Annotated in this window: 11 protein-coding genes; 6 read left to right on the top strand and 5 right to left on the bottom strand. The window is 65.7% G+C overall.

Annotated elements, in window-relative coordinates; genetic code table 11:
• Window positions 1-109: 109 nt before the first annotated feature.
• Window positions 110-1,108 (top strand): stage II sporulation protein M, encoded by a 999-nt coding sequence (locus ACSBQT_RS00055; RefSeq protein WP_410710332.1) that lies wholly within the window; start codon window positions 110-112, stop codon window positions 1,106-1,108.
• Between the two features lie 41 nt (window positions 1,109-1,149).
• On the opposite strand, the gene ACSBQT_RS00050 is transcribed toward ACSBQT_RS00055, so the two are convergent.
• Genes ACSBQT_RS00050 through ACSBQT_RS00030 form a run of 5 tightly spaced genes read right to left on the bottom strand, consistent with a single transcriptional unit; the run spans window position 1,150 to window position 6,549 of the window.
• Window positions 1,150-2,436, bottom strand: a complete 1,287-nt coding sequence (locus ACSBQT_RS00050) for a DUF58 domain-containing protein (protein WP_435000550.1) — start codon at window positions 2,434-2,436, stop codon at window positions 1,150-1,152.
• Entirely contained in the window at window positions 2,437-3,522 is a 1,086-nt protein-coding gene (locus ACSBQT_RS00045) for an AAA family ATPase (RefSeq protein ID WP_410710330.1), read from the bottom strand. It lies immediately after the preceding gene.
• Window positions 3,519-4,778, bottom strand: coding sequence for a DUF4350 domain-containing protein (locus ACSBQT_RS00040; RefSeq protein WP_410710329.1), 1,260 nt, complete (start codon window positions 4,776-4,778; stop codon window positions 3,519-3,521). Before ACSBQT_RS00040 ends, ACSBQT_RS00045 begins: the two co-directional genes overlap by 4 nt.
• A complete protein-coding gene (locus ACSBQT_RS00035; RefSeq protein WP_410710328.1) occupies window positions 4,775-5,503 on the bottom strand; it encodes a DUF4129 domain-containing protein in 729 nt (242 codons plus the stop codon). The genes ACSBQT_RS00040 and ACSBQT_RS00035 overlap by 4 nt, the downstream gene beginning before the upstream one ends.
• Window positions 5,500-6,549 (bottom strand): hypothetical protein, encoded by a 1,050-nt coding sequence (locus ACSBQT_RS00030; protein WP_410710327.1) that lies wholly within the window; start codon window positions 6,547-6,549, stop codon window positions 5,500-5,502. Before ACSBQT_RS00030 ends, ACSBQT_RS00035 begins: the two co-directional genes overlap by 4 nt.
• 332 nt (window positions 6,550-6,881) lie before the next feature.
• On the opposite strand from ACSBQT_RS00030, the gene mtrA reads away from it, so the two are divergent.
• The 5 genes from mtrA to hpf all read left to right on the top strand — a co-directional run bounded on the left by mtrA (window position 6,882) and on the right by hpf (window position 12,819).
• Complete coding sequence (gene mtrA, locus ACSBQT_RS00025; RefSeq protein ID WP_264801242.1) at window positions 6,882-7,562, top strand: MtrAB system response regulator MtrA; 681 nt, start codon at window positions 6,882-6,884, stop codon at window positions 7,560-7,562.
• The gene (gene mtrB, locus ACSBQT_RS00020; protein ID WP_410710326.1) at window positions 7,559-9,502 is read left to right on the top strand and encodes an MtrAB system histidine kinase MtrB; all 1,944 of its coding nucleotides are present in this window, start codon (window positions 7,559-7,561) and stop codon (window positions 9,500-9,502) included. Before mtrA ends, mtrB begins: the two co-directional genes overlap by 4 nt.
• Window positions 9,499-11,229 (top strand): LpqB family beta-propeller domain-containing protein, encoded by a 1,731-nt coding sequence (locus tag ACSBQT_RS00015; protein ID WP_410710325.1) that lies wholly within the window; start codon window positions 9,499-9,501, stop codon window positions 11,227-11,229. The genes mtrB and ACSBQT_RS00015 overlap by 4 nt, the downstream gene beginning before the upstream one ends.
• A gap of 138 nt (window positions 11,230-11,367) precedes the next feature.
• Window positions 11,368-12,090, top strand: coding sequence for a ComF family protein (locus ACSBQT_RS00010; RefSeq protein ID WP_410710324.1), 723 nt, complete (start codon window positions 11,368-11,370; stop codon window positions 12,088-12,090).
• A gap of 66 nt (window positions 12,091-12,156) precedes the next feature.
• Window positions 12,157-12,819 carry a ribosome hibernation-promoting factor, HPF/YfiA family gene (gene hpf / locus ACSBQT_RS00005; protein ID WP_410710323.1) on the top strand — a complete coding sequence of 221 codons (663 nt, stop codon included), beginning with the start codon at window positions 12,157-12,159 and terminating at the stop codon, window positions 12,817-12,819.
• Window positions 12,820-12,851 lie beyond the last annotated feature (32 nt).

The following is a 12,851-nucleotide window of genomic DNA, read 5'->3' as shown; positions in this document are numbered from 1 at the left end:
CCATCGTGTCATATCGCCGCGTTCCGAGGCAGTCGTTTCGCCGAGAGCATGCCGTGAGCCTCTCGCCGCGTCGGAGGTGCTCATGCGTCGTCTCCGATAGGGTGGAGGGATGGATCCGAACCTGCTGGCCCAGCTGCATGGTGATGACTGGCTGGAGCTCTCGGCACTGGCGAAGAAGAACACGCTGAGACCCGAGCAGACGACCCGTTTCCTCGAGCTCTACCGGACCGCGTCGAAGGATCTGTCGCGGATCACGACGGTGGCCCCAGACTCTCTCGAAGCCGCTCGGCTCTCGGCGATCGTCCACCGCTCCCGCAACCATCTTTCGTCCGTGCCCAGCGGAGGACTGTCCGGGTTCGCACGGTTCTTCGTCATCAGTCTGCCGCTGTCGCTGTACCGGCTGCGGTGGGACTTCGTCATCGTGGCCGCCGGATTCCTCGCCGTCGCCGTCCTGTCGGGCATCTGGGCGGGAACGCACCCGGAAGTGCTCGAGACCTTCGGGGATCGAGAGTTCCGACGTCAGTTCGCCGAACATGATTTCGTCGACTACTACAAAGAGAACCCGAACGGCTTCTTCGCCGTCGGCGTGTGGACGAACAACGCGTGGATCGCCGTCCAGTTCGTCCTCCTCGGCATCACCGGCGGCTATGTCATCGTCGGACTGTTCTCGAATGCCGTCAACGTCGGCTTCTCCGGGGCGATGATGTTCGAGTTCGACCGGGCCTCCGACTTCTTCCTCTACATCCTTCCGCACGGGATCCCGGAGATCAGCTGCATCATCCTCGCCGCTGCCGCAGGTCTGCGTCTCTTCTTCGCCTGGGTGGTGCCGGGCTCCAGGCCGCGTCGCGACAAGCTCGCCTCCGAAGCTCGGTCACTGCTCGTCGTCGCCGGCGGTCTCGTGCTGCTGCTGTTCGGTTCGGGACTCATCGAGGGCTTCGTGACCCCGAACCCGATTCCGCCGGCGGTCAAGATCGCGATCGGCGTGGCCTATACCGCCGCGGTCGTCGTCTACGCGTGGCACTTCGGCAAGCGCGCCGCCGCAGCCGGACTCAGCGCCGATCTCGACGAGCATCTGGCCGGATACTCGGTCATCTCCACCGATCGCTGATCAAGTTGTCGCTGACAGTTCGCCGCTGAGCGGGGTCGCGGTCACAGGCCGCCGGTGACCTTGAGTCGGATGTAGAGATCGGCCAACGCTCCGGGAAGCTTCTCCGGCAGAGCCTGGACGCAAGCGACACCGAGTCCGCGCAGCCGAGACTGCAGCGACGCCGCTGCGAGCATCTCGGCCTCGGCGGCCGCCGCCGTATAGACGTCGTCGACGTCGCCGCGCCGGGCAGCCAGAACCGCAAGCGCGGGATCTTCGACTCCGGCGACGACGACCCGGTGGTGAGTCGTGAGAGTCGGCAGCACGGGCAGGATGTCCTCGGCGATTGTCGCCTCATCGAGCTGAGTGACCAAGACGACGAGCGCCTGCTGCCGGGAGGTCTGCAGAACCGCCGCGGCGATCGACTCCCAGTTCGCCTCGTAGAGCTCCGGGTACACAGGCGTCAGCGCCACCGACAGGTCATGGACCGGATCATGAGCCCGATGGCTCGACGCGACGGCCCGCACCCGGGCATCGGCGACGATGACATCGACCCGATCGCCGGCACCCGTGGCCAGAGCCGTCAGCAGCAGCGAAGCCTCGAGCGCGGCGTCGAAGACCGTTCCCTCGCCACAGCGACGGGCGGCGAACCGGGAAGAATCGACGACGATGACGACGCGACGATCCTTCTCCGGCCGCCAGGTCTTGACCACGAGGTTCTGCGCGCGGGCGCTGGCCCGCCAGTCGATCGACCGGACATCGTCACCGTCGACATAGTCGCGCAGCGAATCGAATTCCGTGCCCATCCCGCGGATCATCACCGCCGACCGTCCCTCGAGCTCCCGCAGCTTCTGCTTCTTCGACGGCAGCTCACGCCGGGACACGAAAGGAGGCAGAACACGCACAGAGGCGGGAACATCGATGCTCTTCTGCCGCTGGACGAGCCCGAGCATGCTGCGACTGCGCACGGTCACCAGATCGCCGGGCAGCGCGCCTCGTCGAGTCGGCTCCAGCTCGGTGATCACCTCTGTCTGCTCACCCGGTTCCAGCACGTGACGAGAACGAGTCTCGACCGCCCCGGCACTCGGTGCCCAGGCGTCGCGGACGTGGAGGCGCAGCCGGCGGCCGGTCCCATTGATGAGAGTCAGCGTGCTGTGGGTGCTGTCGCCGAGGCGGACCATCGGTCCCGGTGTGCGCTGGACTTCCAACCCGTGGATCCGGGGGACGAAGAAGAAATCGAGAACCGCTGCCAGGACGATCACCCCGGCCACGATCATGGCAGTCGGCCATGAGGGCACCAGCATGATCGGCACGAGACCGAGAAAGGTGAGCAGGAACAGTCGGGTGGTCATTCAGCGGGGCACTTCGGTGGTGGCGATGATCGAATCGAGGACCTGACCGACGTCCAGACCGTCCATCTGCGCCTCGGGGCGCAGGATGACCCGGTGCGACAGAGACATATGGGCCAGAGCTTTGACGTCATCGGGGGTGACATAGTGCCGACCGCTCAGCCACGCATGAGCGCGGGCGGCTCCGAGCATCCTCGTCGCTCCGCGAGGTGAGACGCCCAAGGCCAGGGACGGGGTCTGGCGGGTGGCTCGGGCGAGGTCGACGATATAGGTGATGATCTGCGGGGCGATGTAGATCTTGGCGATGGCTTCGCGGGCCCGGCCGATGAGTTCGGCATCGGCGACCGGACGCAGACCTGCCGCGGCCAGGGACCCGGCGTCGAAGCCCCGGGCATGGCGGTCGAGGATCTCGAATTCGTGATCCCGCTCGGGCAGGTCGAGGACGAGCTTGAAGAGGAACCGGTCGAGCTGAGCCTCCGGGAGCGGATAGGTGCCTTCGTATTCGACGGGGTTCTGGGTTGCTGCGACGAGGAACGGTTCAGGCAGCTTGCGTGAGTGTCCACCGACGGACACCTGATGCTCCTCCATCGCTTCGAGGAGGGCCGACTGGGTCTTCGGCGGGGTGCGGTTGATCTCATCGGCGATGAGGATGTTCGTGAAAACCGGGCCGGGACGGAATGAGAAGTCCGAGGCGGAAGCATCGTAGACCAGCGAACCGGTGACATCGCTGGGCATGAGGTCGGGAGTGAACTGCACGCGGGAGCTGTCCAGGCTGACCGCGGCGGCGAAGCTGCGCACGAGCAGAGTCTTCGCCACTCCGGGAACCCCTTCGAGAAGCACGTGACCTCGGCACAGCAGTGCGATGAGCAATCCCGTCACTGCCTGGTCCTGGCCGACGACGGCCTTGGCGATCTCGGTGCGCACACCGGTGAACGCCTCCCGGACCGGGTCCGGCTCAGCCTGCGGCGTCTGCACGCTGCCCGCGGCGGAGGTCTGCGGCGCGACCGGCTCCTGGGGCCGTGGTGCGGCCGGCGGCTGAGGGGCAACCGGTTCCTGAGGGTTCGTGGGGCCCTGGGGCGGCTGGGTCATGGGATCTCACTTTCGATCTGGGTGAGCTGATGGACGAGTTCGGTGAGTTCGGCGTCGGTGTGAGCCGACGCGGAGACGAAGACATGGTGGAGACGGCCCGGATCGGCTCCTGTGACGGTCGCGATGCGAGCGATGATGTCGGGGGTGCGGGCATCGGAGCTGAGGCCCAGTCGTTGGGCGATGCGCAGCAGTGCTCCGGCCCGCAGAGTGTGCAGCGCGCCGTCGCGATCGTGGCTGCGCGAGCTCAGGGCGGCCCGGCCGTACACGGTCTCCACTGCCGGCACGATGACCGGCAGACGTTCGAGAGCCAGCGGCCCGAACCGGCGCCCGATGACGAGCAGCAGGACGAGCAGGCAGGGGACCAGCCACAGGACTCCGGCGAGGAACCAGCCGGGCACGAAATCGATCGTCGACGGAGGCGACTGCTCCTGCCCAGAACCGTCGATGGTCGGATAGTAGACGACGAGGTTCTGCGTCTGGGACAGCTGCGAGAGCACGAGGGAGGCATTGCCCTCTTCATCGATGTTCTCGTTGGTCACCCAGTCGGGGTTGCCGAGCACGGTCAGCGGAACGGAACCGCCCGAATCGGTGACGAACTGTCCGCGCGCAGACCCAGGGGCCACCTCGGTGCCGTCGATCTCAGCGACCCCGGGGCCGGCGAACGGGTAGCAGGCGGTGATCCCCTCGGTGCCCTTCGTCGTCTCCGCGTATTCGACCTCGCCGGTGGACACGGCACCGGCGCTGCGGGCGATCGGGGAGTCGCAGGACGGCGCGGACATGGCCTCCGGATCGGCCAACGGGCTGAGATTGTCGTTGACGGTGATCCGGTCGGTGAACTCCGACACCGTCGGACCGGGATCGATGAGGACGAGGCGGTTGCCGTGGGTGCGCAGAGCATATTCGAGGCCGGCGATGTCTCCGCGTGACAGCGCCGCGGCGTTCGCGGGAATGAGCAGGGTGGTGTCGGGCCGGGCGGCGGCCGAGCGGGCCTGCTCCTGATCCTCGGTGGTGGTGACATCGACGTCATGGTCGCGCAGGGTTTCGACGAGCGCCTTCGTGCCGGTGCGCTCAGTCGAGTCATAGTGCAGGGGCTCTGCGGACTCCTCGTCACCGGTCAGCAGCACGAGCACGATCACCGTGAGGAGGATGACGAAGGCCGCGACGATCCACACCGCAGCCGACCGCAGACGAGCGCGCAGCGGAATCCGCGAGGTCGACCGGGTGCCGCGGGCGGCGACATCCAACTGTGCGCTCATACGGCTGCCTCCCGGCGGACCGGCACTGCGCTCAGCGTCCGGTCGAGCGTGCACAGATCCGCATAGACCTCGCCGAGGCTGCGGTCGGCACGTGCCTTCGCCGCGGTCTCCTCCCCGTAGCGGAGGTCGTTGAAGACCTCGGCCACATCGTGGACGGCGGGTCCGTGCTCGGGCAGGGCCGCCTCGGCGGAACGAGCGATCTCACTCGCCGTAGCCGAGGACTCGAGCGAGACGATCTGCTTGACGGACAGGACCGCGAAGATCGCTCGGGATTCGTCGATGACCGCGGTCTCGAAGTCCCCGGCTCGGGCGGCCCGGGCCGCGCTCTCGCGCCACGGGCCCGGTTCCGGCTGGGAGACGACGGGATCGAATGCGGACAGCGGGACGCCGACGCGGCGGAATCCGGCCCGACGCACGCGCCAGACGATGAGGGCGACGATCGCGGCGAGGCCGAGGACGACGACGATGAGCAGCCAAGGGGAGTTCGCGCCCAGGGCGGCGCTGACGAGCGAATCCCACAGGGAGGACAGCCACCGGCCGATCCGTTCCAAGGGGGTGAGGTCGTTGGCGGCGTATTCCGGTTTCGAGAGTTCGTGCTCGACCCATTCGCGGCCGGTGTCCCGGTCGATGTTCGCCGCGGCGGCGCGAAGCTGTGCCGCGCCCGGCTGGGATGACGCGGCGGTGTGGAGGTGGCCGGCCGCCTCGGTGATGGGGGAGAGGATCATCGGTCCTCCTCGGCGCGGATGAGGACGAGGTCGAGCCCCTCCGAGCGCATCTGCTGATCGAAGAAGCAGACCGTGACCAGGCAGGCGAAATAGGCGAAGAGGACGGCGGAGGAGATGAGCGTGAGTGCGAGCAGCAGACCCACGGAGACGATGGCGATGCCCGCCTGCGCCGTCGTCGACTCGGCGGTCGTCGTCATGCCGACGCCCAGGAGAACCGAGATGACGAACACGATCGGGGTGATGACGAGCTGGACGAGCTGATTGGACAGGAAGTAACCGAGCGCCAGCTGGCCGAGCATGCGCCAGAAGCCGCGCCCGGTCAGTTTCCAAGAACGTCGGATTCCGGCGCGGATGCTCAGGTCCTCGACCGCGATCGCCGAACCGAGGAACGCTAAGCGCAGGTTGACCCAGATGAGCGCGACGAACCACAGCAGGGCGGCCAATGCGGCCCAGACGAAGGCGAGGATCGCCGAATCGGCGCCGAGGAACAGCAGCGTCGGGGCGGTGAGGGCCAACAGCAGTCCGAGGTTGATTCCGCTCATCAGCAGGGTGGCCAGGATGAGGCGCAGGCGGCGACCGGACAGGGACTTCCACGCCATCGACAGTGTGGTCCTGCGGGCGCCGAAGGAGGCGCGGGTTCCGGTGGCGATGATGCCGGAGAGCAGATGGGCCAAACCGAGGCTGAGCAGGCTCAGAGCGACCGATCCCAGCTGGGCCAGGGCGATGAAACCGGAGGCGGCATCTTCGTTGCCGCTGAGGTCGTTGAAGAACGGCAGGAACTGCACTGCGATGAGGGCGCCGATCGCGGTGAGCAGCAGGCTCCAGAGGGAGAAGACGATGAGAGAGGAGCCGATGGACAGAGCCGGGACGAAACGCAGCAGGCGGAATCCCGAATCCAGCGCCTCGATGAAAGTCAGCGGACGTTTGGGCAGGAGACCGTGTGGGGGAGGCGGCTGCCACCCGCGGGAGGGCGGGGACGGTGAACGCCGCTGCCACCGGCCGGTGTGCCAGTCGACCTCCGAGGTCCATGCATTCGTCTGTCCCATCACGCCAATCCTGCCATGATTCGCCGGCGAGTGCCGAGAGGCCTCCCTGTCGGATCAGGTGCGCGTCGGCCCTGTCGATCCTTGGCGTTCGGGGGCGGTCCGGGGACGGACTGCAGGACGGTCTGAGGGGCGGCCTGCAGTGAGGTCGGGAGGCTGGTTCCGGCGGTCGGTCGCGGGTCGTTATCGATTCTCTGCAGGGGGCGGTGCGGGGCAGCGGCAGAAGCGTCGGCCGCTGCTGTCGCCGGATCCGGTGCATGAGGCAGTCGACAACGCCCGATAGGCTAGGAGTGTCGAGAACCGAAGAACACGCGAACATAAGGGACAATGGGAGCATGAACGCTCGAATCCTCGTAGTTGATGATGACACGGCTTTGGCCGAAATGATCGGAATTGTGCTCAAAAGCGAAGGCTTCGAGCCCTTCTTCTGCGCCACCGGAGACCAGGCCTTCGAAGAGTTCCAGAAGGTCAATCCGGACCTCGTGCTCCTCGACCTCATGCTGCCCGGCAAGGACGGACTCGAAGTGTGCCGGGAGATCCGTGAGATCTCCACGGTGCCGATCATCATGCTCACGGCGAAGTCCGACACCGTCGATGTGGTCCTCGGCCTCGAATCCGGTGCCGATGACTATGTGCCGAAGCCGTTCAAGCCCAAGGAGCTCATCGCCCGTGTCCGCGCTCGGCTGCGGATCTCCGAACCGCAGGCTCCCGAGCTGCTGACAGTCGGCGACGTCGTCGTCGACGTCGCCGGCCACACGGTGACCAAGGGCGGATCCCCGGTGTCGCTGACCCCTCTCGAATTCGATCTCCTCGTTGCGTTGGCCCGCAAGCCGTGGCAGGTGTTCTCCCGCGAGACCCTGCTCGAAGAGGTGTGGGGCTACCGTCATGCCGCCGACACCCGACTGGTCAATGTCCATGTGCAGCGTCTGCGGTCGAAGATCGAACGCGATCCGGAGAAGCCGGACATCATCGTCACCGTCCGCGGCGTCGGCTATAAGGCCGGCCGAGCCGCGTGACTTCCGAGTCAGCCGCGGGCGGACCCGTCCGCACCGCAGCCTCGGCACTGAAGACGTTCTGGAACTTCATACTCCGATCGTTCAGCCACTCCCTGCAAGTCCGCATCGTCGTGCTCACGATCGTGCTCACCTCGGTGGCGATCTTCGGCGTCGGAACCTATATGTCCCAGCAGATCGCCCGCGGTCTCTTCGACACCCGCCTGGATTCCCTGTCCTCTCAGACCCGGTCGATCCTGGCCGAACTGCGCTCTCTGGCCCCCGTCGACGGGCAGGCGGTCACCCAGGACACGCTGAGTTCGCAGCTGTCATCGATCTACAACCGTTCGGCCGGGTCGGTGTATTCGCTGACCCTGCAGCCGAAGGACCCGAACTCCTCTTTCTCGACGATCACCGCCGGCGGGTCGAACGAGGACGGTGAGGCCCCTCAGGTGCCCGTCTCCGATGAGCTCCGCGACGCCATCCGCAAGGCCCCGACCGACGACAAGCTCTACCAGTCGGTGAGCCTGCCCGACGGGACCGGACCCGGTCTGCTCATCACTCAGGAGCTGCAGATCCCGGGTGCCGGCCAGTTCCAGCTTTACTACCTCGGTGACCTCAGCGAACAGCAGGACACGCTCAACTTCGTGCAGCGGTCGATGTTCGTCGCAGCCCTCGTCCTCGTCGTCCTCGTCGGTGCCGTCGCCTGGATCGTCACCCGACTCGTCGTCACCCCGGTGCGCACCGGTGCTGAGGTGGCCAGGCTCATCGCCGATGGTGACCTCGACGAACGCATGCCGGTCCACGGCAACGATGAGATCGCCGTCCTCGGTGAGAGCTTCAACGATATGGCCGACACCCTCCAGCACCAGATCGAGCAGATGGAACGGCTGTCGGTGCTGCAGCGGCAGTTCGTCTCCGACGTCTCCCACGAACTGCGGACGCCCCTGACGACGATCCGTGCCGCCGCGGACCTCATCTACGATTCCCGCGACGATCTCGATCCCGTCACCGCGCGCAGCGCTGAGCTGTTGAACTCGCAGGCTGAGCGGTTCGACAATCTGCTCTCCGACCTGCTGGAGATCTCCCGCTACGATGCTGGTGCGGCGGCGCTGGTGCCCAAACCCGTCGATATCGGCGCGATCGTGACTTCGGTGATCGAAACCGTGTCGATGGTGGCCGAACAGATGGACACAGCCATCGTCGTCCACGCCCCGTCCTCCCCGGTCATGGCCGAGGTCGACCGGGTGCGGATCACCCGGATCGTGCGCAATCTCGTCGTCAACGCCATCGAACACGGTGAGAACAACCCCGTCGACGTCTATGTCGCCTCCAACGCCGAGGCAGTGGCCGTGAGCGTGCGCGACCACGGAGTCGGCATGAACGAAGAGCAGGTCGAGCACGTCTTCGACCGGTTCTGGCGTGCCGATCCGGCACGCAAGCGCACCCTCGGCGGGTCGGGTCTGGGCCTGGCGATCTCGCTCGAGGACGCGCACCTGCACAACGGCTGGCTGCAGGTCTGGGGCAAACTCGGCGAGGGGTCGTGCTTCCGGCTGACGATTCCCCGGCGCCCCGATCAGGAGATCACCTCCTCGCCTCTGCCCCTGCCGCCTCGCGATGCGCAGATCCGCGGTTCCGCGCTCGTGGCGGGACCGCTGTCCTCGGACGGCTCCGTCCGCATCCAGACCGGGTCGATCCCGATCGTCGTCGAAACCGAGCCGGAGATGCTCGGAGACAGCCACGAAACCGTCGCCGAGGCGGCCACGCGGTCGTCATCGTCCGAGACGAGCACAACGGTCGCCTCGTCAGCGTCGGCCGATGAGCCGGACGCCGAGGAAGCGGACATCGCCGCGGTCAACGGCTCCGAGACAGACGCGGGCGAAACAGGGGAGCGATCCACCGACCCGCGTGATCCGGACCTGGACGGTGACGGCATAGACGACGGTGAAGGAGGGCGGTCATGATGCGCACGAAGCACAGAGGGCTGCAAGTGAAGACCATGCTGATCTCCGTGTTCACGGCCTTGACCCTCGTCGGCTGCTCGTCGATCCCGACGTCATCACCTGTCGGCCATATCGAAGACGACTCAGGGGATGCGAGTGCGAACAACGCGCGGATCCCTGACGGTCCCGAACCCGGCGACAGCCCATCGGACATCGTGCGCGGATTCCTCCGGGCAGGAGCGGGCACCGGCAACAACTTCTCCGTGGCTCGGTCATTCCTCACCGAAGGCGAGGCACAGGAATGGAGCCCGCAGGAATCGGTGTCGGTGCTGTCCAATGACACAGACCTCGACTCCCTGAACGTCGGGACGACCTCCGATCAGAAGACGATGAGCATCTCGCCTCCGGTCGTCGGTCTCGTCGATTCCTCCGGAGTGTACACCTCAACCGAACCGGGCACTCGCTCCTCCCTTGAATTCTCGCTGCGGCAGGAGAACGGGGAGTGGAGGATCTCCTCGGCGCCGGACGGCCTGCTCATCAGCCAGACCGATTTCCGCACGATCTTCCTCAACTATTCGCTGCAGTTCTTCACCTCCGACTATTCATACCTCGTCCCCGACTCCCGCTGGTTCCTCAGGTCCTCCTCGACTCCGACAGTGCTGATGAACGAGCTGCTCAGCGGACCCGCCCCCTACCTCTCGGGAGCGGTGATCACGTCGATCCCCGATGGTGCAAAGCTCAGCGATTCGGATTCGAACGTGGTGACGATCGAGAACGGCGTCGCACATGTGGCCTTGGGGCCGCAGAACCCGGCCCCGTCCGACCGCGAAAAGGGACTGATCCGTCAGCAGATCGCGACCACCCTGCAGGTCATTCCCTCGATCTCGGCAATCGATCTGAGCATCGGCGGACAGACGGTTCCGGCCAGCCTGCAGCCGAAGACCGACACGTCTGTCCAGGTGGACGGGCCTCCCGTGGTCCTCGCCGACGACCACCTCTCCCGGGTCTCGGGCACGACCGTGGCCAAGGTCGAGAACAGTCCGAATCTGAAGAAGGCGAAAGCGAGCGATCCCGCGGTGTCTTTGGACGACTCGCTCTACGTCTATCTGGCCGACGACGGCAAGCAGCTCATGCGGTTGAAGTCCGACGCCGTCGACGCCACTCCGATCCTTAAGGGCAAGAAGCTCGTGCGACCCAGCATCGACCGCTTCAACACGACGTGGACGGGTGAGGCCGAGAACAAGGGCGAGCTCAAGGCTGTCGGGCGTGACGGCAAATCCTCCACCGTCGCCGCCGATTTCCTCAATGGTCGGCAGCTCATCGATATCGAGGTCTCCCGAGACGGCACTCGTGTCGCTCTGCTCAGTCGGAACAAAGGGGAGCCGGATCGCGTCGATGTGGTCGGCATCCCCAGGGACAAGGCGGGCAATCCGTCCGGACATGTCTCCGAAACGCCGATCGAAGTGGGTGCGAACTTCGACGAGATCAAGGACGTCTCATGGGCTGGTTCGACGTCTCTCGTGGCTCTGGCCGCTGAAGAAGGCCCAACTGCGCAGCCGTTCCGCATGGGAGTCACCGGACCTGCCGAACAGCTCGGCGAGGTCTCGGACGGAAGCCGCATCGCCGGCGGAGTCGACGGACGCTCGATCCTGGTGACCGGTTCCGATGGCGCACTGTACAGCTACAACTCGAACGCGTGGCAGAAACTCGTCGACGTCGAAGCGAAGGATCCCTCCTATCCCGGCTGACCCACGCAGCAGTGCCTGTCCCTGCTGAGCCACGGAGACATTCCGTTCCGTGCTGAACCGTCGGTCGGCGGTGCGTGGCTGCTTCGGAGGGCAGCAACGTGCCGTCGCACTGGTGTGGGCATGGAGTAGATTGCTCCCATGGGGTTGCTCGGGGAGTTCGGCGAACTGCTCCTGCCTCGTCGGTGTGCCGGGTGCGGGCGGGAGAACGTGTCCCTGTGCACCCGCTGCCTGCAGCTGCTCGGTGGGATCCCACGGGCGATGGAACCACGCTACGGCACGATTCCGATCGTCGGGGTCTGCGAATACAACTCGCAGATCTCGAAGATGGTCGTCGGCTTTAAGGACGACGGGCGCCGGGACATCCTCGATCCCTTGGCCCTGGCGCTGACCCGGTCGATCGTCGCCGCCCTCGATCTCATCGCCTACGCGGGTGGGGCGATCCGGCTCTTTCCGGCGCCAAGTTCGGATCGGGCCAGACGTCGTCGAGGCGGATCGCATACGGCGGCCCTGGCGAATCGGGCGAAGGAACTGTCGCCGGAGCTGCCTCTGGAAGTCCACGATGTGCTCGCGGCGAAACGATCGCGTGACCAGGTCGGACTCGGGGCGATCGAGCGGGCACAGAATGCGCAGCGGACCCAATATCTGGACCGGAGGAGAATCGCTGAGATCTCGGAAGCCGGTCCCGTGTCGGGCACCGAATCCGCGCCGACGGACCTGCTCATCGATGACTTCTCCACCACCGGCGCAACCTTGGCAGAAAGCGCACGTCTGCTAGCATCGGTGCAGATCAGACCCGCTGTAGGAGCTGTTCTCGGTCTCGGTCGCGGGGGCACTCGATTTGTCTCTCCCTTTACTGTATAACGGTGTTTACCCATCCAAGGGCATGGGATCGGATGAATCCGACAAGCGAGTCGCTAAGGACACATCATGGATATTGTTGTCAACGGCCGTCAACTGACCATCTCCGACAGCTTTCGAGCCCACATCGAGGACAAGATCGCCAAGGTCGAGCAGCTTGCCCCTCGCGCTCAGCGTGTCGAAGTGCATGTCACACACGAGAAGAACTCCCGCCAGCCCGAGACGAGCGAGCGAGTTGAGCTCACGGTAGTGGCGAAAGGGCCGGCAATTCGGGCAGAGGCCATGGCAAGCGACAAATATGCGGCACTCGATCTGGCATGGGCGAAGCTCGTCGAACGACTGAGGCGAGCGAGGGACCGGCACAAGGTGCCGCGGTCGGGACACCACCGCAAGGAATCCACCGCCGAGGTGCTGGCGAAGATGCCGGTGGCCGAACCGATGGTTCCCGATGCGGACGCAGACGATTCGAAGTCTGCAGCTGACCAGAGCGTCGATCAGACGAACGGTCGCATCAAGGCCGAAGGCGATTCGCCGGTGGTGCTGCGAGAGAAGACCTTCACCGCCTCGCCCATCGGCATCGAAGAGGCGCTGAACAGAATGGAACTCGTCGGACACGACTTCTACCTGTTCATCGACGAAGAGTCGAGCAAGCCGTCCGTCGTCTATCGCCGTAAGGGCTGGAGCTACGGAGTCATCGCCCTCGACCACGACCTCGAAGAGGCCATCGACTGACCAATTACTACCTGACGGCGGCCCAGCAACCT

The organism is Brevibacterium sp. H602 (genome assembly GCF_051172395.1).
Taxonomy (GTDB): Bacteria; Actinomycetota; Actinomycetes; order Actinomycetales; family Brevibacteriaceae; genus Brevibacterium.
Note: the sequence above shows the minus strand (reverse complement) of the source record. Positions and strands in the feature narration are given on the sequence as shown.